This window comes from Streptomyces sp. NPDC017225 (genome assembly GCF_044331465.1).
GTDB lineage: Bacteria > Actinomycetota > Actinomycetes > Streptomycetales > Streptomycetaceae > Streptomyces.
Window position 1 is genome coordinate 257,374 of sequence record NZ_JBIRNE010000010.1, and the last position, 20,493, is coordinate 277,866.

At 71.4% G+C, this 20,493-nt stretch carries 22 protein-coding genes and 1 tRNA gene; 10 read left to right on the forward strand and 13 right to left on the reverse strand.

Translation table 11 applies throughout. The features are described from left to right. Positions 1-315: 315 nt before the first annotated feature. Positions 316-816 carry a GNAT family N-acetyltransferase gene (locus ACH4NX_RS23045; RefSeq protein WP_351396596.1) on the reverse strand — a complete coding sequence of 167 codons (501 nt, stop codon included), beginning with the start codon at positions 814-816 and terminating at the stop codon, positions 316-318. A 70-nt stretch (positions 817-886) separates the two neighbouring features. Then, positions 887-1,312 (reverse strand): ATP-binding protein, encoded by a 426-nt coding sequence (locus tag ACH4NX_RS23050; protein WP_398128580.1) that lies wholly within the window; start codon positions 1,310-1,312, stop codon positions 887-889. 222 nt (positions 1,313-1,534) lie between these two features. On the opposite strand from ACH4NX_RS23050, the gene ACH4NX_RS23055 reads away from it, so the two are divergent. From ACH4NX_RS23055 to ACH4NX_RS23065, 3 genes are all read left to right on the forward strand, one after another. Then, on the forward strand, positions 1,535-2,386 hold the full coding sequence (locus ACH4NX_RS23055) for a helix-turn-helix transcriptional regulator (protein WP_351396894.1): 852 nt from the start codon (positions 1,535-1,537) through the stop codon (positions 2,384-2,386). Positions 2,387-2,392: 6 nt separating this feature from the next. After that, positions 2,393-2,587, forward strand: a complete 195-nt coding sequence (locus tag ACH4NX_RS23060; RefSeq protein ID WP_351396591.1) for a DUF397 domain-containing protein — start codon at positions 2,393-2,395, stop codon at positions 2,585-2,587. Between the two features lie 70 nt (positions 2,588-2,657). Beyond that, a complete protein-coding gene (locus ACH4NX_RS23065; protein WP_398128579.1) occupies positions 2,658-3,758 on the forward strand; it encodes an LLM class flavin-dependent oxidoreductase in 1,101 nt (366 codons plus the stop codon). On the opposite strand, the gene ACH4NX_RS23070 is transcribed toward ACH4NX_RS23065, so the two are convergent. Continuing rightward, a complete protein-coding gene (locus tag ACH4NX_RS23070) occupies positions 3,734-5,722 on the reverse strand; it encodes a putative bifunctional diguanylate cyclase/phosphodiesterase (RefSeq protein ID WP_398128578.1) in 1,989 nt (662 codons plus the stop codon). The two genes, ACH4NX_RS23065 and ACH4NX_RS23070, sit on opposite strands and share 25 nt — an antisense overlap. A 284-nt stretch (positions 5,723-6,006) precedes the next feature. On the opposite strand from ACH4NX_RS23070, the gene ACH4NX_RS23075 reads away from it, so the two are divergent. Beyond that, the gene (locus ACH4NX_RS23075) at positions 6,007-7,392 is read left to right on the forward strand and encodes a M6 family metalloprotease domain-containing protein (RefSeq protein WP_398128577.1); all 1,386 of its coding nucleotides are present in this window, start codon (positions 6,007-6,009) and stop codon (positions 7,390-7,392) included. A gap of 64 nt (positions 7,393-7,456) precedes the next feature. Here ACH4NX_RS23075 and ACH4NX_RS23080 read toward each other — a convergent pair. The 8 genes from ACH4NX_RS23080 to ACH4NX_RS23115 all read right to left on the reverse strand — a co-directional run bounded on the left by ACH4NX_RS23080 (position 7,457) and on the right by ACH4NX_RS23115 (position 13,345). Further along, positions 7,457-7,530 (reverse strand) — tRNA-Lys (locus tag ACH4NX_RS23080). After that, complete coding sequence (locus ACH4NX_RS23085; protein WP_351396579.1) at positions 7,521-8,156, reverse strand: bifunctional DNA primase/polymerase; 636 nt, start codon at positions 8,154-8,156, stop codon at positions 7,521-7,523. Before ACH4NX_RS23085 ends, ACH4NX_RS23080 begins: the two co-directional genes overlap by 10 nt. Before the next feature lie 139 nt (positions 8,157-8,295). Beyond that, positions 8,296-8,658 (reverse strand): hypothetical protein, encoded by a 363-nt coding sequence (locus tag ACH4NX_RS23090; protein ID WP_351396576.1) that lies wholly within the window; start codon positions 8,656-8,658, stop codon positions 8,296-8,298. Positions 8,659-8,840: 182 nt separating this feature from the next. Beyond that, positions 8,841-10,415: a polysaccharide lyase family 1 protein gene (locus tag ACH4NX_RS23095; protein ID WP_398128576.1), complete on the reverse strand. Its 1,575-nt coding sequence runs from the start codon at positions 10,413-10,415 to the stop codon at positions 8,841-8,843. Between the two features lie 406 nt (positions 10,416-10,821). Then, positions 10,822-10,977, reverse strand: coding sequence for a hypothetical protein (locus tag ACH4NX_RS23100; protein WP_398128575.1), 156 nt, complete (start codon positions 10,975-10,977; stop codon positions 10,822-10,824). After that, entirely contained in the window at positions 10,967-11,629 is a 663-nt protein-coding gene (locus ACH4NX_RS23105; RefSeq protein ID WP_398128574.1) for a hypothetical protein, read from the reverse strand. The genes ACH4NX_RS23100 and ACH4NX_RS23105 overlap by 11 nt, the downstream gene beginning before the upstream one ends. A gap of 118 nt (positions 11,630-11,747) precedes the next feature. After that, complete coding sequence (locus ACH4NX_RS23110) at positions 11,748-12,479, reverse strand: decarboxylase (protein WP_398128573.1); 732 nt, start codon at positions 12,477-12,479, stop codon at positions 11,748-11,750. Next, complete coding sequence (locus tag ACH4NX_RS23115; protein WP_351396565.1) at positions 12,476-13,345, reverse strand: aspartate/glutamate racemase family protein; 870 nt, start codon at positions 13,343-13,345, stop codon at positions 12,476-12,478. Before ACH4NX_RS23115 ends, ACH4NX_RS23110 begins: the two co-directional genes overlap by 4 nt. A 188-nt stretch (positions 13,346-13,533) precedes the next feature. Between ACH4NX_RS23115 and ACH4NX_RS23120 the strand changes: the two genes are divergently transcribed. Both ACH4NX_RS23120 and ACH4NX_RS23125 read left to right on the forward strand, forming a co-directional pair. Continuing rightward, the gene (locus ACH4NX_RS23120) at positions 13,534-14,493 is read left to right on the forward strand and encodes a D-2-hydroxyacid dehydrogenase (protein WP_398128572.1); all 960 of its coding nucleotides are present in this window, start codon (positions 13,534-13,536) and stop codon (positions 14,491-14,493) included. 69 nt (positions 14,494-14,562) lie between these two features. Next, positions 14,563-15,957: an amidase gene (locus tag ACH4NX_RS23125; protein WP_398128571.1), complete on the forward strand. Its 1,395-nt coding sequence runs from the start codon at positions 14,563-14,565 to the stop codon at positions 15,955-15,957. Between the two features lie 62 nt (positions 15,958-16,019). On the opposite strand, the gene ACH4NX_RS23130 is transcribed toward ACH4NX_RS23125, so the two are convergent. Next, positions 16,020-16,439 carry a peptidoglycan-binding protein gene (locus ACH4NX_RS23130; protein ID WP_398128570.1) on the reverse strand — a complete coding sequence of 140 codons (420 nt, stop codon included), beginning with the start codon at positions 16,437-16,439 and terminating at the stop codon, positions 16,020-16,022. Positions 16,440-16,699: 260 nt separating this feature from the next. Next, a complete protein-coding gene (locus tag ACH4NX_RS23135) occupies positions 16,700-17,194 on the reverse strand; it encodes a DUF3830 family protein (RefSeq protein ID WP_351396554.1) in 495 nt (164 codons plus the stop codon). Between the two features lie 107 nt (positions 17,195-17,301). Here ACH4NX_RS23135 and ehuB point away from each other — a divergent pair, with 107 nt between their 5' ends. The 4 genes from ehuB to ehuA are packed head-to-tail and all read left to right on the forward strand — an operon-like array spanning position 17,302 to position 20,357. Further along, positions 17,302-18,231 carry an ectoine/hydroxyectoine ABC transporter substrate-binding protein EhuB gene (ehuB, locus tag ACH4NX_RS23140; RefSeq protein WP_351396551.1) on the forward strand — a complete coding sequence of 310 codons (930 nt, stop codon included), beginning with the start codon at positions 17,302-17,304 and terminating at the stop codon, positions 18,229-18,231. Then, positions 18,228-18,935, forward strand: a complete 708-nt coding sequence (gene ehuC / locus ACH4NX_RS23145; protein WP_351396548.1) for an ectoine/hydroxyectoine ABC transporter permease subunit EhuC — start codon at positions 18,228-18,230, stop codon at positions 18,933-18,935. The genes ehuB and ehuC overlap by 4 nt, the downstream gene beginning before the upstream one ends. Further along, positions 18,932-19,582, forward strand: a complete 651-nt coding sequence (gene ehuD, locus ACH4NX_RS23150) for an ectoine/hydroxyectoine ABC transporter permease subunit EhuD (RefSeq protein WP_398128569.1) — start codon at positions 18,932-18,934, stop codon at positions 19,580-19,582. Before ehuC ends, ehuD begins: the two co-directional genes overlap by 4 nt. Further along, entirely contained in the window at positions 19,572-20,357 is a 786-nt protein-coding gene (ehuA, locus tag ACH4NX_RS23155; protein ID WP_210960644.1) for an ectoine/hydroxyectoine ABC transporter ATP-binding protein EhuA, read from the forward strand. The genes ehuD and ehuA overlap by 11 nt, the downstream gene beginning before the upstream one ends. Positions 20,358-20,493 lie beyond the last annotated feature (136 nt).

Genomic DNA, 20,493 nt, shown 5'->3' on the forward strand with positions numbered 1-20,493 from the left:
TTACAGCCCCGGACGGCTGGGAGGCGAACCATTCGGTCCTCGCCCACCTGGCGGAGCACCGGGTGGCCTGGCGGCCCTGACCACCACTCCAGCACCCGCCCAACAGCCGAACACCACAACACCCCGCCCGCCGGACGCGGTCCGGCGCGCCGCCGGAGGCGAGCAGGGGGCGGGTGGGGGGCTCCTGCCACGACGAGGACACTTCGGCCGTTCTGTCCCTGGGGCGCTCATTTGAGAGGCGGGTGAACATTTCCGGGGAATCGTTCACGCTTTCCGAGAAGGCGTACGGGGCGGGAGCGGCGAGCCGGTGCCGGGTCAGCGCGCCTGGAGACCACCTGTGTCGTGCGGCCCGGCCACCTTGCGGCGGTAGACCTGCCGGGAGCCGCCCTCGGGGCCGGGCCCGGTGACCTCGGCGGGGCGGAAACCCAGACGCTCGTAGAAGACACGGGCGCCGCTCCCCACCGCTCCGGGGTGATCGGCGCCGAAGGTCACCACCTCGATGGTGCCCGGCCCCCGGACGAACCGCCGCACCGCCTCCGTCATCAGCCGCTTGCCGGCTCCCAGCCCCCGTGCCTGCCGGTCCACCACCAGCCAGTGCACATGGTGGACCGGTGCGTCCACCCCGAACAGCAGTCCCCCCACAAGCTCGCCGGACGCCGGTGATTCGGCGACGAGGGCCATGGAGCGCCGTACGTGGTCCTCGACGGCGCGATGGAAACCGGGGTCGTCCACCATCGGGCCGAACCAGTGCTCCACCTGGGCCGCGAGACCGACGAAGCCGGGGAGATCGGCTTCCTGTCCGAGTCTGACGATCATCGGGGCAGTGTGACAGACCCACGACGGCCGATCCGACCAGCCCAGCCACGATCACCGAGACCTGGTTCACTCACGCCGTGTGTCTCGCCGGCGTCCCCAGCTCGCACCACACGTACTTGCCCCGGTTGCCGAACCGGGAGAGCGGCTGCCAGCCCCATACGTCGGAGCAGGCCCTGACCATCGCGAGCCCTCGCCCGTCCTCCCGCTCCAATGCCCGGTCGAACGGCTGCGGCGCCTCCGGCGGCGACGGGTCCGCGTCCCAGGCCCCGAGGCGGAGAACTCCCGTCCCGGACCAGCGCACCCGGAGGGCGGCGGGCCCTTTGGTGTGCCGTACGGCATTACTGACCAGCTCGGTCGCCAGCAGCTCCGCGACGTCGACGAGGCCGATCAGGCCGTGCATCGTCAGGATCAGGCGGAGGGTGCGGCGACAAACGGTGACGGCACGGGGGGCGTTCGGGATGTAGAGGGAGTACTCCCACGGATCGTTCTCAGGCATGCCGGATCCCTTCGGGGATGTGGGGTGGTGTGCGGCGGGCGCCGGTGTCATTGCCGCGCCGCCACGGCAGGACGGAACGGTGCGCTTCCAGCACCCCGGGATTGCGCCGAGTGCGCGTCGCGTCACCGACGGTAGGTCATAGATTTATTACTCAGCAAGCCCATCGCGTAACGTTGCCCCGAACGAGCCGCCTGCGGGCATCCGTTGAGCGAGGAGGAAGTCGTGCCGCCGAGACGCACGCCCACAGCACGTCAGGAGCGCCTGGGGGCCGAACTGAGAAAGATGCGGGAAGCCGCGGGGCTCAAGGCAACCGAGGCGGCAGCCCTTCTCGGCGTGAACTCCGTCCAGATCAGCCAGATCGAGTCCGGAATCGCCGGAGTGAGCGAGGAACGCCTACGGCGCCTCGCAGCGCATTACGCCTGCTCGGACGAAGAGTTGATCTCGGCGCTGGCCGCGATGGCGACAGACCGCACACGCGGTTGGTGGGAGGAGTACCGGGGCTCACTGCCTCACTCGTTCCTCGACCTCTCGGAGTTGGAGCATCACGCCTCCCTCCGCTGGGACGTGGACTTCCTGCACGTCCCCGGACTCCTCCAGACCGAGGATTACGCTCGCGCGCTCTTCCACTACGTGAACCCCCGGTTCTCGGAGGATGAGGTGGAGCGCTGGGTGGAGCACCGTATGAAGCGACGGGGCATCATCGAACAGCCGCAAGCCGTTCCGTACGAGGCCGTCATCCACGAAGCCGCCCTGCGCATCAAGGTCGGCGACAGCGCGGCGATGAGGACTCAGCTCGACCATGTCCTGGACCTCTCCACTTCCGGCCACGTCACCGTGCGCGTCATCCCCTTCACGGTGGAAGGCTTCGCCGGAGCCGGAAGCGCCATGGTGTACGCGGGCGGCCCCGTCCCCAAATTGGACACTGTCGTCCGCGACACCCCTCACGGCACCGTCTTCGTCGACGCCGAAGCTCAGCTGAGCCACTTTCGAACACTGTTCCATAAGGTGGGAGAAGCCGCGTTGGAGCCCGAGCTTTCCCGTGACTTCATCCACAAGCTGACGAAGGAGCTGTAAGCCCAGATGGTGACCCCCCGCACATGGAAGAAGTCGTCCTACTCGGGCGGTGGTGAGGGCAACGCCTGCGTGGAAGTGGCCCACCGCCACCCCCGCATAGCCGTCCGCGACTCCAAGGCCCCCACCCGAGCCGTGCTCACCTTCCCCGGCCCCGCCTTCACCGCCTTCCTCAACACCCTCAAGCCCCCCACCGGGGAATAACCGGAGCCCCCCTCCTGTTACGCCGCGCAGCGACCCGCAGCGAATGACACGACACAGGAGGCTCCCCACCATGCCCGCAGACGCCGCAGAGGAGATCCGGGGCACGGCCCACGGCACCGCACCCGCCCCCCTCTCCGTACTGGACCTGGTGACCGTCGGCGCCGGCCGTACCGCCACCGACGCGCTGCGGACCAGCGTGGACATCGCACGCCTCGGCGAGGCCCGCGGTTTCCACCGGTACTGGGTCGCCGAGCACCACTCCATGCCCGGCGTCGCCTCCTCCTCGCCCGCGGTGATCCTGGCCCACCTGGCCGCCCACACCGACCGCATCCGGCTCGGCTCCGGCGGCGTCATGCTGCCCAACCACGCGCCGCTCGTGATCGCGGAGCAGTTCGGCACGCTGGAGGCCATGGCGCCCGGCCGTGTCGACCTCGGCCTCGGCCGCGCTCCCGGGACCGACGGGGCCACCGCCGCCGCCCTGCGCCGCACCGACCGTCTCAACGAAGGCGCCGACGACTTCCCGCAGCAGCTCGCGGAGCTGATCCGGTTCCTGGACGACGACTTCCCCGACGGGCACCCGTACGGGCGTATCCACGCCGTGCCCGGCCCCGTGCAGGCGACCTCCCCCGGTGGCGTCCAGTCCCCGCACCGGCCGCCGGTCTGGCTGCTCGGTTCCTCCGGTTTCAGCGCGCGGCTGGCCGGCACCCTCGGGCTGCCCTTCGCCTTCGCGCACCACTTCTCGGCGCAGAACACCGTCCCGGCGCTGGACCTGTACCGGGAGTCCTTCCGGCCGTCCGCCGTCCTCGACGCGCCCTACGCCCTCATCGGCGTCTCGGCGCTCGCGACCGACGACGAGAAGGAGGCCCGCCGGCAGGTGCTGGCCGCCGCGCTGAACATGGTCCGGCTGCGCACCGGGCGCCCCGGGCTGGTGCCGACGCCGGAGGAGGCCGAGGCGTACGACTTCAGCCCGATGGAGGAGGAGTTCGTGGCGTCCTGGAACTCCAACGTCATCCACGGGACCCCGGACGAGGTCCGGTCCGGCCTCGACGACCTCCACAAGCGCACCGGCGCCGACGAGCTGATGCTCACCGCCAACGCCCACGGCGGCGACGTGCGCCTGCGCTCCTACGAGCTGATCGCCGACGCCTACGGTTTGCCGACGCCGGCCTGAACCCCGGCCGTGCCGTCGGCCGTGCCGGTTCCGGCGGGGCCCAGCAACGCGGAGATACGATCCGGCGCCACCGGTCGGGAGTACAGCCAGCCCTGACCGGTGTCGCAGCCGATACGGCGCAGGCGGGTCGCCTGGTCGGAGGTCTCCACGCACTCGGCGGTGACGGTCAGCCCGAGCCGGTGGGCGAGCTGGACCATCGCCTCGACGATGACCTCGTCGGCCGGGTTGGCCGAGGACCCGTCGACCGGTACGTCGCCCGACGGGGCGGCGCCGGCGTCCGCCCCGGCGCCCTGGAGCCCACCGCCATGGGCCCCGCCCTCACCGGCCGCGCCCTGTCCCAGCCCGCCCTCCCGGACCCCGTCGTACTGGAACCCCCGTACGAACGCGCCGTCCAGCTTCAGCACCGACACCGGCAGCCGGCTGAGGTAGGCCAGGTTCGAGTACCCCGTGCCGAAGTCGTCGATGGCGATGTGGACGCCCATGTCGCTGAGCGCCTTGAGGACCTGCAGGGGGCGGCCCGCCGAGCCCATCACCGCCGACTCCGTCAGCTCCAGCTGGAGCAGGTGCGGGGCCAGGCCCGTCTCCTCCAGGGTCGCCGCCACGTCCGCCACCAGGTCGGAGTCCCAGACCTGGCGGACCGCCACGTTGACGCTGACGAAGATCGGCGGCTCGTCCGGGTGGGCCAGCTGCCAGCGTCGGGCCTGATGACAGGCCGTGCGCAGGATCCAGCGGCCGAGGGGAACGATAGAACCGTCCTCCTCCGCCAGTGCGATGAACCGATTCGGCGCCAATACGCCGAACTGAGGATGATTCCAGCGGATGAGCGCCTCGACGCCCCGCACCCGGCCGTCCTCCATGCCGACCAGCGGCTGGTACTCCAGGGCGAACTCGCCGCGCTCGATGGCCGGACGGAGCGTGGCGGCGAGGGCCTGGCGGGTCATGCGGTTCGCGTTGCGCTCGGGGTCGAAGAGCGTCCAGCGGGCCCGGCCGTCGGCCTTGGCCCAGTACAGGGTCGTGTCGGCCGCCTGCATCAGGGCGGTGGGGGTGGTGCCGACGGTGTGGCGTTCGACGACGCCGGCCGACGCGGTGATCGAGAGGCGGCGGTCACCGACCTCGAAGGGCGCCTGGAGGGCCGTCAGGACCGATTCGGCCAGGTCGGCGAGCTGGTCGGTGCCCGTGGAGTCCTCCACGAGGAGGGCGAACTCGTCACCGCCGAGCCGGGCCACCAGCGGGGCGCCGGACCGGGTGTGCGCGGCGTCCTCCGCGCACCGGGTGAGACGTTCGGCCACGGCGGCCAGCAGCCGGTCGCCGACGCGGTGGCCGAGGGAGTCGTTGACCGCCTTGAAGCCGTCCAGGTCCAGGTAGCACACGCCGATCCGGCCGGTACCGCCGCGCTCGTCCGCCTCCGCCTCCAGTGCGGCCGTCAGACGCTCGAAGAACAGCGCGCGGTTGGGCAGCCGGGTCACCGGGTCGTGCATCTGGAGGTGGCGCAGCCGGGCCTGGAGCTCGCGCCGGGCGCTGATGTCGGCGACGGACAGCAGCAGGCCGTCCCGCTCCTGGCCGGACTCGGCCAGCGGCTCGAGCGTCACCTGCACCCACAGGGAGTGCCCGTCGGCCCGCTTCAGCCGCCGGGTGCAGCGCAGCCGGGGCCGCCGGCCCCGCAGCACCTCGCGGTACGCGTTCCAGATGCCGGCGTCGGAGGCGAGGTCGACGAGGTCGGCCGCCGCGCGGCCGGCCAGCGCGGCCGGGTCGGTGCCGAGCAGGGTGCCCAGCGTGTCGTTGGCGCCGACGACCATGCCCTCGGCATCGACGACGGCCATGGCCAGGGGGGCGGCCGTGAACGCCGAACGGTAGGTCGGGGGCCCCGTACAGGGAGTACGAGGCACCAGGCATGTGTCACTCTCTGTGACGGCCGACCGGTCGAGGTCTGCCGCGGGCGCCGGCCCTTCGGAGGTTCCGTTCACCGCTCGCTCCCGCAGTGCCTCGATCTCTGTTCGTGCTCTGTTCGTGCAGGAAAGTGTGCCGATCATAGAGGCTGCCACCGGGCCCTTCCAGCCGCCGTTCCGCGTTCGGAACCAAGTGATCTCTCTGACAGGTCGTTTCCGCTCACACCTGGACGGGTTCTACACGCCCCCGACCAGTTGTGACGTTCTGTGAGTGCCCTGAGGGCGGCGGGCCGGGGGCCGCCGGTGAAACTCCGGGTGACTCACCCGTCCGGTGCAGGCGAACAGTGCGTAGTACGACAAATATGCACAAGCTGAGTGCGGCGTCCCGTCAACCGCACCCGGAGGTCCATGTGCCGCGCCAGCTCCCCCTGAGGCGACTTCCCCGGGAGGCTCTCAAGGGGCTCGGCGCGGACCGCCGGGCGGGGGGCAAGCCCCGCCCCAGGCTGCGCAGTACGGCGGCGGTGTGCACCACGATGTCGGCGCTCGCCGCGACCTCCCTGGTCACCGCCCCCTCGGTCGCCGAGCCCTTCTCCCCTCAGCCCTGCGCGCTCCAGCGCACCGACGTGCACCACTCCGAGGGCCTGGACACCTGGAACGCCGCCTATCCGCGGCCCGTCCGCGCCCTGGACGCCGTGATGGTGTTCCTCTCCTTCCCCGACTCCGGACCGCTGACCTCGCCCGCCGAACTCGCCGCCGACCACTTCCCGGCCACCACCCGCTTCTTCCAGCGCGCCTCGTACGGCACGTTCACGCTCCGTCCGCACCCGCTGAGCACCTGGATCCCCATGCCGCGGCCGTCGACGGCGTACGACATACAGCGCGACTGGAGTCCCGAGCACCGGGCCGCCTACCTGCGGGACGCGCTCGACGCCGCCGACCGGCGCGTCGACTTCTCCCGCTACGACGTCGTCTACTTCGTCGCCGACCCGGACGCGCCCGGCGTGGACTCGGACGCCACGAAGGTCGTCAACCTGAACACCCCGATGCGGGCCGACGGCACCGACATCCGGCGGGTCGTCACGGTCTTCGAGAACCATCCGCCGGACCGGCTGGTCCTGGCCCACGAGACCGGGCACGTCTTCGACCTGCCCGACCTGTACCACCGGCCCGTCGACGGCAAGGGCGACTGGGACACCCACGTCGGAGACTGGGACCTGATGGGCAGCCAGTTCGGACTGGCCCCCGACCTCTTCGGCTGGCACAAGTGGAAGCTGGGCTGGCTCCAGCCCCGGCAGGTGGCGTGCGTGCGGGGCGGCGGGCCCACCCGGCTGACCCTGGAGCCGCTGGGGGCGGGGCCGGGGGTGGTGGTGACGGGCGCCGCCGGGGCGCCGGCCTTCGGTCTCGGCCGGGGCACCAAGCTCGCGGTGGTGCGCACCGGAGCGGACAGCGTGCTCGCCTTCGAGGCCCGGGGGCCGGTCGGCAACGACGCCGCCGCCTGCCGGGAGGGCGTGCTGGTGTACCGGGTGCGCGGCGGGGCGGAGTCCGGGGACGGGCCGATCGAGGTGATCGACGCCCACCCGGACACCGAGGCCTGCTGGGAGGACTCGGTCTACCCCCCGCTCGCCGACGCCCCGGTGAGCCTCGGCGAGAGCTTCACGGTGCCGGGAGAGGGCGTACGGGTGGAGGTGGCGGGGCGGACGGGGTCGGGGGCGTGGACGGTGCAGCTCACGCCGGGGCCGGACGGATGACCACCGACGCCTCCGAGCACGCGAAAAGGCCCCCCGCCTGGGCGGAGGGCCTTTTCGTCGTCTGTGCGCCGCCAGGGACTCGAACCCCGGACCCGCTGATTAAGAGTCAGCTGCTCTAACCAACTGAGCTAGCGGCGCCTGCTGACGTCGTAGACTTTAGCACCCTGGTCGGCGGAGGGAAAAATCGAAATACGGATGGCGGCACGGGCCGCCCGTACGGCCGCCCAGAGCAGGATCTCGGGACCCGGCAGCCACGGCCGGCGCGTGTCCGGCGCCACCAGCCAGCGGGAACCGGAACGGGCGGGCCCGCCCACGGGCGCCGGCCCGGCCGCCGGGCCCACCGGCGCCGGTACGGTCACCGCGTCCCCGGCGCCGTGGCACAGCAGCGGCGGCACCGCGCCCGTACGGCCGCCCTCCCGGCCGCGCGCGCTCCATTCCTCCCACTCCAGCAGCGACGGCAGCCGCTGGGCCGTGCCCGGTGCGGCGAACAGCAGCATCCGGCCCCGGAACTCGGCCACCGGACCCGACCCCGGCCCCTCGCCCCACATCTGGTCCAGCATCCGGCGCCCGAAGATCGCGGGGGCGCTCACCACGTCGAAGGCGGACCCGCAGGGCAGGACGACCGGGGCCCCGGGCCGCTCCTGCCAGAACGCGAGCGTGCTGCGCGGGTACGCGCCCGCCGAGGCCAGCCAGACGGCGCCGTCCGAGGTGACGTCCGAGACACGGGGGGCGGCTTCCAGGGCGACATCGCGTGTGCTGCTCATACGCATACATCTACCGCCCGTGAGGGTACGGCTCCGGTGAGTTGCGGGAAACCGGGACAGGAGGAAGGCGAAGGGGGTACCTTGCCCACCCACCTGGCATATGCGTGAGGACTGATCGGCGCGGGACGGCCGGCACGGGTCAGTCGGCGTGTACGCCGCCGTCCTCGCCGCCGCGCATCAGGTCCCGCCCGAACTCCACCATCTTCTTGGCGTAGTCCTCGGTCCACTCGGCCCGCTCGGCGATGTCCGCGGCCGTCAGCCGGTCGAACCGCCGGGGATCGGCCAGCTGCGCCGCCGCCGTCGCCTGGAACTCCATCGCCCGGTCCGCCGCCGCCCGGAAGGCGTGCGTCAGCTCCGTCGCCCGGTCCAGCAGGGCCCGGGGGTCGTCGATCGACTCGAGGTCGAAGAAGTGCTCCGGATCGGCGGCCGCCTCCGCCGGCTCGAAGAGCAGGGGCGCGGGGCGTAGCCGCGGTTCGTTCCGACGCGGCGTGGGCTCCGCCATGTCTTCTCCTCCTCGTACGTACGGCGGCCCGCCCCGTGGACCGGGGCACTTCCCCGTGGACCGGGGCACTCCCGGTGGAGTGGGCCACCGTCCATTGTCCCGCGCCCACGCAAGAGGGCGAGGCCGTGCCGGTACGTGTGTACCGGCACTCCTCGCCCGTTACCGCTGACCCGCGCCGTTCGCTAACCGGCGTAGGTCTCGAACTCGGCGATCCTCGGCGTTCCGCTGGAGCCGGTGATCTCGAAGGTGATCTTCTTCAGCGACGTCGGGCCGAAGCCGATGACGCCCGCTCCGCTGCCGGAGGCCAGGACGGAGCCCGTGTCGTGGTTGACGAGCCGCCAGGATCCGATGGCGCCCGCCGAGCCGGCGGCCTCGCGGATGTTGACCTTGGAGACGGTGGTGGCGGAGCCCCACTTGACGGAGACGGAACCGGTCGAGCCGGAGGGGGACCAGTGGGTGCCCATGTCGCCGTCACGGACGTTGCCGTAGCTCGTCCCGTCGGCCTTGGAGGAACCGTCGGAGCCCGCTCCGATGCTGAGGTTGGTCCCGACGGGCGGGTCAGTGGGGTCGGGGTCGGTCGGGTCCGGGTCCGGGTCGGTGGGGTCCGGGTCCGTGGGGTCCGGGTCGGTCGGGTCCGGGTCCGGGTTCTGCGGCGTGCAGCTGCCGTCCGACACCTTCAGGCCCTTGCCCGCGCCCGCCGTCTGGCTCACGACGCCCGGCACGCAGTCGGCCGCGTCGAGGCTGTAGGAGTACGGGATGCTGACGCTGGTGTTGGACTGCGGGTTCGGCCCGGCGGGGTTGGTGTCGCCCTCGCGGTCGGACCAGGTCACGTTGTCGAAGATGTTGCCGTTGACCTGCCAGTAGCCGGCCTCGTCGGTGTAGAAGGTGCCGAGGACGTCCTTGGAGTCCTGGAAGTAGTTGTTGTCGACCCTGGCGCGGGCGCCGGCCCGGGAGTTGATGCCGGACTCGTGCAGGTCCACGTAGTGGTTGTTGTAGATGTGCGCGATGCCGCCGCGCAGGAGGGGCGCGCGGGAGTCGATGTTCTCGTACAGGTTGTGGTGGAAGGTGACGTAGCCGTTGGAGCGGTCGCTCTCGCTGGAGCCGATGAGGCCGCCGCGGCCGGAGTTGCGCAGGGTGCTGTAGGACAGGGTGACGTACTGGGTGTCGTTCTTCATGTCGAAGAGGCCGTCGTAGCCCTCCGACTCGCCGCCCGACGCCTCCAGGGTGGTGTGGTCGACCCAGACGTTGCGGACACCGCTCTCCATGCCGATGGCGTCGCCGCCGTTGGAGGTGGGCGAGCCCGACTTCTTGACGTTCCGGACCGTCACGTTCTGGATGATGATGTTGCTGGACTCCCGGATGTGGATGCCCAGTTGGTCGAAGACGGCGCCGCCGCCGACCCCGACGATCGTGACGTTGCTGATCTGCTTCAGCTCGATCTTGTCCGCGGCGGTGCTGCAGCTGTCACCCGACACCTTGGTGGTGTTGCCGTGGTTGATGGTGCCCTCGACCTCGATGGTGATCGGGGTGCTGCTGCTGGCCCGGCCGCACAGGGCCTGGTGGATCGCGGTCCCGGTGGTCGCCCGGACCGTCTCCCCGCCGGCCCCGCCGGTCGTGCCGCCGTTCTGGGTCGCGTAGCCGGTGGCACCACTGGCCGCTGCCGCCGCCTGGGGCATCGACAGCACCACACCGGTCGCGGCGGCAACGGCCAAGGTCGCCAGCGCCGCGTTGAGTCGCAGCGCGACTGGTCTTCTCATCCTCGGTCTCCCCATTCGCCTTCACATGCCGGAACGAACAATCTGTCGCGATCATGTCAATGCGACAGACCGGAAAGCGCTTTCTCGCCGTGAATATAGGGTTCACCTCAGGGGCTGGCAAGGGTTGCGGCGCGTTCAAACTACGGGCCCTCGTACATGTGCTTGAACACCGGAGATCCACTGGCGGACTCGCTCCCGCCGCCGGCACAGGCCCGATGTGCACCCCGGACCGAGCTGCGGTACGATCATCCTGCCTGCTCAAGGGGGCCAACCCCCGGCAGTCGGCAGTGCGTTGGTGGTCCAAGGAAAGACGCCCCACTTCCCGTGGGGAAATGCAGGTGCAAGGCCTGCCCAGCGCTCGACGAGAACCCCGGCCCCGCTCCAGCGGGACCGGGGTTCTTCCGTGTCAGCGGAGCTTGGCCGCCTGCGCGTCGATGACGGCGGTCGGCTGCTCGAAGGACTCGCCCCGGCTGACCGCCGCGATGTTGAAGGACGAGAACCCGGCGAGCGTGGTGCCCTGCCGCAGGACGACGACCTTCGTCTCGACGGGCTCACCGTCCATCTTCGTCCCCACGGTCCAGGCGGACGGCGTCCTCACCGGCCGCGAGCTTCTCCTCGCCGACCTTGGTGACCTGCTGCTCCTCACCGCCGACCGACATACCGAAGCCCCCGGCGCACTTCCTGCCCGCCTCCCGCAGCGTGCCGAGGGTCCGCTCCGCCCCGTCGGCGTCGTAGGACCAGAGGGAGGTCATCGTCTTCGTGATGTCGAGGGAGTCGATGGTCGCCTCCTTCGCCTCCTCCTCCGTCATGCCCGCCAGCTCCTCCATCGAGGGCATGCCCTTCTTGGCCGCCGCGGACTCCTGGACCACGAGCCGCTGGGTGCTCGCCGCCGGGGTGCCCACGGGCAGCGCCGACAGCACCCGGGCGACGGACTCGCACTCGGCCTGCTCGACGGAGAGGGTCCCGGGCTCGGCGACGTCGTCCTTCGTAGGCTTCTTGACCTGGTGGTCCTTGAGGTCGCCCGCGCCGACCACCCGCTTCTCCAGTTCGCCGGCGGTCAGCGCCTTCGCCGCCGGCTTGTCGGCCCCGCCGCCCTTCGCCTTGGTGTCGCCGCCGTCCCCACCGTCCTGGTCACCGCCGCCGCAGGCGGTGACCGACAGGGCGAGGGTGACCGCGGAAGCGGTCAGGACGGTACGGCGTATGGCGGTTCGCATGGTGCGTCTCCTGATGTTCAGCACTCCGCGCCCAGGTACGGCGCGGAGTTCACGGGAGCAGGACCATCGGAACCGGACCGGGGCTGTACGGGCGGCGCGGGAAGGACACGCCCCTCTCTCAGGCCTGCACCACCGGCTCCCGGGTGAACAGCGCGCCCAGCTCCGGCGCGTTGACCCTGCGGTCGGCCAGGCGCAGGCCCTCCCAGACGGTGACCTGGTTCGCGGTGAGCACCGGCTTGCCCAGCTCCTTCTCCAGGGCCGGGATGTGGGCCACCGTGTGCAGGGCCGTGTCCGGGAGGAGGACCGCGCCCGCGTCCGGGCGGTCGGCGGCGCGGGCCAGGGCCCGCACCTCCGACTCGGTCCAGGTTCCGACCTCCGCCGCCGTGATCACGCCGGAGCTGACGACGTCGACCGTCTCGATGCCGCCGGCGGCGAGGAAGTCCGCGAAGAGCCGCGCCACGTCGTCCGGGTAGGTCGCCCCGATGGCGACCCGCCGCGCCCCGATCTCCTTCACCGCGCGCACGAAGGCGAAGGAGGTGGAGGAGGCGGGCAGACCCGCCGCCTGGGCGAGGGCGCGCACCTGTTCCTGGGCGCCCTCCCAGCCGTGCACGAAGCTTCCGCTGGTGCAGGCCCACACCACGGCGTCGGCGCCGGCCAGCCGCAGCTCCGCCACGCCCGCGGCGAGCCGGTGCGCCGAACCCATCTCGCGCAGCGCGTCGACCCGGTGCGCGTCCTCGCCGATGTCCGTGTGCACCAGGTCCACCCGGATGTCGCTGCCCAGGAGCTGCTCGATGCGTGGATAGTCGTCCTCGCCGGAGTGGCCCGGGTACAGGAACCCCAGTGCTGTCATGTCCAACCTTCCTGCTGTTGTTCCGTGTCCGGGCCGTCACCGACGCCCGGCATGTCCGCCACCGCCGGCCCGACCGGACCCGCCACCGCGGGACCGACCGGCCCCGGCACCGTGGGGCCGACACGCGCGGACGGATCGGTCAGCGCCTGATACGGCCCCACCGCAGGGGTACCCAGTCGGCGCAGTGCCGCCCACATCGTCACTTGGTTGGCCGAGATCACCGGGATCCGCAGCTCGGCCTCCAGCTGCGGGATGACGTCGTAGGTGGGGAGGTTGGTGCAGGAGATGAACAGGGCGTCCGCCGTCCCCTGGCGCGGGACGGCCTGGCGTGCCATGTCGGCCACGTCGCGGTACGGGACCCGCCAGATGTGCCGGGTCAGCCCCATGAAGGCGCAGCCGGTGACGGCGACGCCGGCCTCGGCGACGTACGCCTCCAGCGCCCGGGTCACGGACACGGTGTACGGCGTCACCAGCGCGACCCGGCGTACGCCCAGCTCGGCCAGCGCGTCCAGCAGCGCTCCGGAGGTGGTCACGGACGGGACCGCGCCCGCCCAGGTCATCGCCTCGCACATCGCGCGTTCACCGGCGATGCCGCCGACGAAGCTGCCCGAGGTGCAGGCGTAGGCGACGACCTCGGGCGCGATGGCGTTGAGGGTGCGCACCGCCTCGCCGAGTGTCTCGTGCTCGCTGACCAGCCGGGCGAGGTCCAGACTGACCTCGACCGGCACAAAAGGGGTTCGCGTCATGTGCAGCGACACATCGTCGGGCACCCACCGCCACAGCTCGCGGTCGAGTGCGAAGTCGAACGGGGCGACCACGCCGACCCCGCGTTGCGGAGCTGGTCCGCCGAGAAAGGAGATGTCCATGGCACGCACCGACCTCACACTGAGAAAGGGGAGGACAACGCACCGTTACGCACGGCCGTGTTGACGAAGGTAGGTTCCGGTGCGAGCGTGGTCAATCCGCCCGCGTCACTCCCAGGTCAACAGCCGGTTGACTTCCCCGTCAACTCCTGAACCGCACCCGCTTCCGCCGACCGGAGACAGACCTGCCGATGACCACGCCCCCGCCCACGCCCACGCTCCTCGTCCTGGACGCCGAGCCGCTCCCCCGCCTGGGCCGGCTGACCGGCCGGGCCCGGATCGAGCACGCCGACGAGGCGACCCTCGCCGAGCGGCTGCCGCACGCCGACGTCCTGCTCGTGTGGGACTTCGCCTCGCACGCCGTACGGAAGGCGTGGCCCGGTACCGGTCCGCGCCCGCGCTGGGTGCACACGGCGAGCGCCGGGGTGGACCACCTGATGTGCCCGGAGCTGGCCGAGTCGGACACGGTGGTGACCAACGCGCGCGGTGTCTTCGACCAGCCGATCGCCGAGTACGTCGCCGCGCTCGTCCTGGCGATGGCCAAGGACCTCCCCACGACGCTGCGGTTGCAGGGCGAGCGGACCTGGCGGCACCGCGAGTCGACGCGGGTGGCCAGAACCCGCGCCTGCGTGGTGGGCTCCGGACCGATCGGCCGGGCGATCGCGGGGACGCTGAAGGCGCTCGGCATCACCACCGCGCTGGTCGGCCGCACCCCCCGCACCGGCGTGCACGGGCCCGCCGAGCTGGACCGGCTGCTGGCCCGCGCCGACTGGGTGGTCGCGGCGGCGCCGCTCACCGACGACACGCGCGGCATGTTCGACGCGCGGCGGTTCGGGGTGATGCAGCCCTCCGCCCGCTTCGTGAACGTGGGACGGGGACAGCTCGTCGTCGAGGACGATCTCGCCGAGGCGCTGACGCGGCGCTGGATCGCGGGCGCCGCCCTGGACGTGCTGAACCACGAGCCCCTCGCGCCCGACAGCGCGCTGTGGCGGGTCCCGGACCTGATCATCTCGCCGCACATGAGCGGGGACACGATCGGCTGGCGGGACGAACTGGGCGCGCAGTTCGTGGAGTTGTACGAGAGCTGGGCAGCGGGCGGGCCACTGGCGAACGTGGTCGACAAGAAGCGCGGATACGTGCCCGGACACTGACGTCCCGGGACGACATCTCGGGGACGACGTCCCAGGAACAACGGCCCAGGAAACGCGGGAGGGTGCTGCATGACCGACCTCACCGAGCTGACCGCAGTACAGCTCGTCGACGGTTACCGCAAGGGTACTTTCAGCCCCGTGGAGGTGACCCGGGCGGCTCTGGAGCGGGCCGAGCGGATCCAGCCGGAGCTGAACGCGTTCGTCCGGCTGACCGGCGAGGAGGCGCTCGAGGGGGCCCGGCGGGCCGAGGAGCGGTGGCGGCGCGGGGAGCCGTGTGGGCGGCTGGACGGGGTCCCGGTCACGGTGAAGGACATCCTGCTGACGCGGGGTCATCCGACGCTGCGCGGCTCCCGGGCCGTGTCGCCGGACGGCCCGTGGGACGAGGACGCGCCCTCCGTCGCCCGGCTGCGGGAGCACGGCGCCGTGTTCGTCGGCAAGACGACGACGCCCGAGTTCGGCTGGAAGGGCGTGACCGACTCGCCGCTGTCCGGCGTCACCCGCAACCCGCACGACCCCGGCCGCACCGCGGGCGGCTCCAGCGGGGGCGCGGCGGCGGCCGTCGCGCGCGGGGCGGGGCCGCTGGCGCTGGGCACGGACGGCGGCGGCAGCGTGCGCATCCCGGCGTCCTTCTGCGGGATCTTCGGCCTGAAACCGACGTACGGCCGGGTCCCGCTCTACCCGGCGAGCGCGTTCGGCACGCTCGCGCACGTCGGCCCGATGACGCGGGACGCGGCGGACGCGGCGCTGATGCTGGACGTCATCGGCACCCCCGACGCCCGGGACTGGTCGGCGCTGGGCCCTGCGCCCGGGTCGTACACCGAGGCCCTGTCCGGCGGCGTGCGGGGACTGCGGGTGGCGTACTCGCCGTCGCTCGGCGGGCAGGTGGCGGTGCGCCCGGCGGTGGCCGAGGCGGTCCGGCGGGCGGTGGAGCGGCTGGCGGAGCTGGGCGCGTACGTGACGGAGGCCGATCCCGACTTCGCGGACCCGGTGGACGCCTTCCACGCGCTGTGGTTCAGCGGGGCGGCGCGCGTGGTCCAGCACCTGAGGGCGGGTCGGCGGGGGCTGCTCGACCCGGGGCTGCGCGAGATCGTCGGCGCGGGGGCGCGGTACTCGGCGCTGGAGTACCTGGCCGCGGTGGACGTGCGGATGGAGCTGGGCCGGCGGATGGGCCGTTTCCACGAGGCGTACGACCTGCTCGTCACGCCGACGCTGCCGATCACGGCGTTCGAGGCGGGCGCCGAGGTGCCGAAGGGCTCGGGGCACCGGCGGTGGACCGGGTGGACGCCCTTCACCTACCCGTTCAACCTGACCCAGCAGCCGGCGGCGACCGTGCCGGTGGGGGCCGACGGGGACGGACTCCCCATCGGCCTCCAGCTCGTCGCGGCCCGCCACCGCGACGACCTGGTCCTGCGCGCCGCACACGCGCTGTACGGGGCGGACCCGTCCCCCGCGTCCCCCGCGTAGGCCCGCCCCGCGCACGCGGCCGGTCCGGCTCGTCGGCCGGTCCGGCTCGTCGGCCGGTCCGGCTAGTCGGCCGGCCACACCCCCGGCTTGTACTTCGGGTTCGGGGACTGGTCCGGGTGCAGGCACCGCCAGGTGTTCGGGCCCACGATCCCGTCCACGGTGATCCCGCACGCGCTCTGGATCAGACGCATGGCCTTGTAGGTGTCCGAGCCGAAGTACCCGTCCTGGTTGATCAGCTTGCGGCCGCCGTGCAGGCCGTTCTGCGTGTTCCACAGGCACTGGGCGTGTTTGACGGCCGACGAGTAGGAGTCGCTGCGGGTCAGTTCCGCATGGCTCCCGCTGTACGGGCACGTTCCCGCCACCGGCTGCACCCGCCCGAGTTCCGTCTCACCTGCCACCGGGGCGCTGTTCGCCGAGCTTGCGAGCGCCGCTACGGCGCCCAGTGCCACAGCGGCACTACCGATCTTCAACCGAATGCGCATGACGTGTCGGCTCCCCCTGGGGTCTTGGTCGTGGACGTGCGGCTCAAGTGTCGGCGCGCTCCGTGCGGCGGGGAACCTATAACGTTCGAGGCCGTTCCGTGGCCCGGCCCGTCGGCGGTAAGTGGCCGGGCGGATCGGCCGGAGAGAGGCCGGGCGGACCGGCCGGTAAGAGGCCGGGCGGACCGGCCGCCGAGGCGGGGCACGGCACCTCGTGGGGCATCGTCACCTCCGCGCGGCCGGTCCGCCGCGGACGTGGCGCGCTACGCCCGCCGGAAGCCGAGCGTCTCCCCCGCCGCCCCCGTGCGCCACAGGTCGTTGCAGGCCTCGGCCATCTCGCCCAGGCCCTCGACGATCTGGCCCCAGACGGTGCCGGGGACCCAGCCGACGTCGCCGTTGAGCAGCAGGTTGTTGCGTTCGTAGAACAGGGCGAGGTCGACGAGGGTGGTGCCCGCGCGGACCTCTCGGTCGTAGCCGTACGCCTTGGTGCCCAACTCGGCGCCCGCGAAGGCGAAATAGCACAGGTCGCCCGGAATGGGCGTCACGGTCGGGTTCTCCAGCGGTGGTTCGGATGCCGCGAAGGGCGGGAAAAGGGCGTAGATCTCGTTACGGGCGTATTTGGCGTGGTACACGTCGCCGCCGAGTGGGAGCGCGTCCCAGACGGCCGCGCAGGTGACCGGGGCCCGGTCCTCAAGCAGTTGGGCCGTGCACGTGATTCCGCGCTTGACCAGCGAGACTTCGATGAAGCGATCTGCCATGCCCTCCATGGCAGTGCCCAACGCCGCCGCGGTCAAGGGCGCCGGGCCGAGGTATCGGACTGAAAAAGATCGGCATAACCTGCCCGGCATCGGGTAGCTGCGCGCCCATGGCTCCACCACACAGAACCCCTCCATGGGGTATATCCGACCAAAGGCCCAGGACTGCCGGGCCCACGCGCCGGTCGCTGCTCGCGGGGGTCGCGGCGCTCGGTGCGCTGGGGGCCGCCGGCTGCTCACGGGTGGCCGCCGGGTCCGGCGTGGAAGGCGGCGATCTCCTCGACCGGCTCAAGGCACAGGGCGTGGCCCGGCTCGGCATCGCGGGCGAGATCCCCTTCGGCTACATCAACAAGGACGGTGAGCTGACCGGCGAGGCCCCGGAGCTGGCGAAGGTCATCTTCAAGCGGCTCGGAGTGGACCGGGTGCAGCCGGTGCCGACGGAGTTCGGCTCCCTCATCCCGGGTCTGGCGTCGCAGCAGTTCGACATCGTGGCGGCCGGTATGTACATCAACCCGGACCGCTGCCAGCAGGTCATCTTCTCCGACCCGGACTACCAGATGCTCGACGCGTACATCGTGCGCAAGGGCAACCCGCTCGGGCTGCACAACTACGAGGACGTCTTCAAGAAGAAGGCCAAGTTCGCCACCGGCACCGGCTACGCGGAGATCGCCTACGCGGTGGAGCACGGCATCAAGGAGGACGACATCCTGATCGTCCCCGACCAGGTGGCCGGCCTCAACGCCGTCGAGTCCGGGCGCGTGGACGTCTTCGCGGGGACGGCGCTGACCGTCCGCGAGGTGGTGAAGAAGTCCGGCAAGGCCGAGGCGACCGAGCCCTTCTCGCCGATCATCGACGGCAAGCCGAAGGTCGACGGTGGCGGTTTCGCCTTCCGTCCGACCGAGACGAACCTGCGGGACGCCTTCAACGTCGAGCTGCAGAAGCTCAAGAAGAGCGGTGAGCTGCTCCGCATCCTCAAGCCCTTCGGTTTCACCGAGAACGAGATGACCGATCTGACCGCGAAGGAGCTCTGCGGCGGATGACCTCGGGACTGTGGGAACTCGTACTCCAGGGTGTCTGGGTCACGATCCAGCTGCTCGTCTTCAGCTCGCTGCTCGCGGCGGGCGTCTCCTTCGTGGTCGGCGTCGCGCGCACCCACCAGCTGTGGATCGTCCGCTTCCTGGCGGGCGTCTACACCGAGGTGTTCCGCGGGACCTCGGCACTGGTGATGATCTTCTGGGTGTTCTTCGTGCTGCCGCCGGCCTTCGGCTGGCAGCTGGTGCCGATGTGGGCGGGCACGCTGGCGCTGGGCCTGACCTACGGGGCGTACGGCTCCGAGATCGTGCGCGGCGCGCTCGGCGCGGTCGACCCGGCGCAGAAGGAGGGCGGCATCGCCCTCAGCTTCACGCCCTGGCAGCGGATGCGGCTGATCATGCTGCCGCAGGCGGTGCCGGAGATGATCCCGCCGTTCTCCAACCTGCTGATCGAGCTGCTCAAGGGCACCGCGCTGGTGTCGATCATGGGCATGGGCGATCTGGCGTTCAGCGGCAACCTGGTGCGCCTCGCGTTGCAGGAGAGCGCGGAGATCTACACGTACATCCTGCTGATCTACTTCGTGATCGCGTTCCTGCTCACGCGGGTGATGCGCGGCCTGGAGAAGAAGCTGAAGGCGGGCGTCGGGAAGACGGCACCGAAGCGCAAGGCCGTCACTCCTGAGCCGGCCGCCGGGATCGGGGGTCTCCGATGAACTGGGACTGGAGCGCGGTCTCCGACTTCATGCCGCACTTCTGGGACGGTCTGCTGGTCACCCTGCAGATCCTGGTCCTGGGGTCGCTGGTCTCCTTCGTCCTCGGACTGGTGTGGGCGCTGCTGATGCGGGTGCCCTCCCGCTGGGTGACCTGGCCGGTCGGCGTGGTCACCGAGTTCGTCCGGAACACCCCGCTGCTGGTGCAGCTGTTCTTCCTCTTCTACGTGCTGCCCGAATGGGGTGTGACCGCCTCGGCGCTCACCACCGGTGTGCTCGCCATCGGACTGCACTACTCGACGTACACGATGCAGGTCTACCGGGCCGGCATCGAGGCGGTGCCGGTCGGCCAGTGGGAGGCCGCGACGGCGCTGAACCTGCCCCTGGGGCGGACCTGGTCGGCGGTGATCCTGCCGCAGGCGATCCGCCGTGTGATCCCCGCCCTCGGCAACTACGTGATCTCCATGCTGAAGGACACGCCGCTGCTGATGGCGATCACGGTGCTGGAGATGCTCGGCGAGGCGCGGCTGTTCTCGCAGCAGAACTTCCAGTTCACCGAGCCCCTGACGGTGATCGGCGTGGCCTTCATCGTCATCTCCTACCTGGCCTCCCTTGCCCTGCGAGCCCTGGAGCGACGCCTTGCCCACTGACACTCTCCCCAATCCCGAGAAGAGCCCCGAGCGCAGCTCCGGCGAGCTGATACGCCTGGAGCAGGTCACCAAGCGGTTCGGTGAGAACACCGTCCTCGACCACCTCGACTTCTCCGTCGACGCCGGCAAGCACGTCACCCTGATCGGCCCGTCCGGATCGGGCAAGACGACGATCCTGCGGCTGCTGATGACGCTCCTCAAGCCCGACGAGGGCACGATCACCGTGGACGGGCAGAAGCTCTTCCCGGCGACCGAGAAGGAGCGGCGCGAGGTCCGCAAGCAGATCGGGATGGTGTTCCAGCAGTTCAACCTGTTCCCGAACATGAGCGTCCTGCGCAACATCACCGAGGCGCCGGTCACCGTGCTCGGCATGTCCAAGGACGAGGCGGTGGAGCGGGCCAAGGGCCTGCTCGACATGGTGGGCCTGGCCGACAAGTGCGACGCCCGCCCGGCCCAGCTCTCCGGCGGCCAGCAGCAGCGCGTGGCGATCGCCCGGGCACTGGCGATGCGGCCGAAGGTGCTCCTCCTCGACGAGGTGACCTCCGCGCTCGACCCGGAGCTGGTCGCGGGCGTCCTCGACCTGCTGCGCGACATCGCCCGCACCACGGACATCACCATGCTCTGCGTGACCCACGAGATGAACTTCGCCCGGGACATCTCGGACCAGGTCCTGATGTTCGACTCGGGCCGGGTCATCGAGACCGGTCCGCCGGAGAAGATCTTCAGCGAGCCGGAGCACGACCGGACCCGGGAGTTCCTCAGCGCGGTGCTGTGACGCGGGTGCCACGTGCCCCAACGCCCCAACACCCGAGGTCGGGGCGTTGGGGCACGCCACTGGCATATGCCAAGGGGCGCACGCGGCAGTCGGGGGCGCTGGAATTGCGCCAACACCCCCTCATGACAGGCCGCTT

What these genes read in the sequence shown, in the direction of transcription:
- ACH4NX_RS23045 (WP_351396596.1), bottom strand. Translation starts at nt 816, where the DNA reads ATGATCGTCAGACTCGGACAGGAAGCCGATCTCCCCGGCTTCGTCGGT.
- ACH4NX_RS23050 (WP_398128580.1), bottom strand. Translation starts at nt 1,312, where the DNA reads ATGCCTGAGAACGATCCGTGGGAGTACTCCCTCTACATCCCGAACGCC.
- ACH4NX_RS23060 (WP_351396591.1), top strand. Translation starts at nt 2,393, where the DNA reads ATGGTGACCCCCCGCACATGGAAGAAGTCGTCCTACTCGGGCGGTGGT.
- ACH4NX_RS23065 (WP_398128579.1), top strand. Translation starts at nt 2,658, where the DNA reads ATGCCCGCAGACGCCGCAGAGGAGATCCGGGGCACGGCCCACGGCACC.
- ACH4NX_RS23075 (WP_398128577.1), top strand. Translation starts at nt 6,007, where the DNA reads ATGCACAAGCTGAGTGCGGCGTCCCGTCAACCGCACCCGGAGGTCCAT.
- ACH4NX_RS23085 (WP_351396579.1), bottom strand. Translation starts at nt 8,156, where the DNA reads ATGAGCAGCACACGCGATGTCGCCCTGGAAGCCGCCCCCCGTGTCTCG.
- ACH4NX_RS23090 (WP_351396576.1), bottom strand. Translation starts at nt 8,658, where the DNA reads ATGGCGGAGCCCACGCCGCGTCGGAACGAACCGCGGCTACGCCCCGCG.
- ACH4NX_RS23095 (WP_398128576.1), bottom strand. Translation starts at nt 10,415, where the DNA reads ATGAGAAGACCAGTCGCGCTGCGACTCAACGCGGCGCTGGCGACCTTG.
- ACH4NX_RS23100 (WP_398128575.1), bottom strand. Translation starts at nt 10,977, where the DNA reads ATGGACGGTGAGCCCGTCGAGACGAAGGTCGTCGTCCTGCGGCAGGGC.
- ACH4NX_RS23105 (WP_398128574.1), bottom strand. Translation starts at nt 11,629, where the DNA reads ATGCGAACCGCCATACGCCGTACCGTCCTGACCGCTTCCGCGGTCACC.
- ACH4NX_RS23110 (WP_398128573.1), bottom strand. Translation starts at nt 12,479, where the DNA reads ATGACAGCACTGGGGTTCCTGTACCCGGGCCACTCCGGCGAGGACGAC.
- ACH4NX_RS23115 (WP_351396565.1), bottom strand. Translation starts at nt 13,345, where the DNA reads ATGGACATCTCCTTTCTCGGCGGACCAGCTCCGCAACGCGGGGTCGGC.
- ACH4NX_RS23120 (WP_398128572.1), top strand. Translation starts at nt 13,534, where the DNA reads ATGACCACGCCCCCGCCCACGCCCACGCTCCTCGTCCTGGACGCCGAG.
- ACH4NX_RS23125 (WP_398128571.1), top strand. Translation starts at nt 14,563, where the DNA reads ATGACCGACCTCACCGAGCTGACCGCAGTACAGCTCGTCGACGGTTAC.
- ACH4NX_RS23130 (WP_398128570.1), bottom strand. Translation starts at nt 16,439, where the DNA reads ATGCGCATTCGGTTGAAGATCGGTAGTGCCGCTGTGGCACTGGGCGCC.
- ACH4NX_RS23135 (WP_351396554.1), bottom strand. Translation starts at nt 17,194, where the DNA reads ATGGCAGATCGCTTCATCGAAGTCTCGCTGGTCAAGCGCGGAATCACG.
- ehuB (WP_351396551.1), top strand. Translation starts at nt 17,302, where the DNA reads ATGGCTCCACCACACAGAACCCCTCCATGGGGTATATCCGACCAAAGG.
- ehuC (WP_351396548.1), top strand. Translation starts at nt 18,228, where the DNA reads ATGACCTCGGGACTGTGGGAACTCGTACTCCAGGGTGTCTGGGTCACG.
- ehuD (WP_398128569.1), top strand. Translation starts at nt 18,932, where the DNA reads ATGAACTGGGACTGGAGCGCGGTCTCCGACTTCATGCCGCACTTCTGG.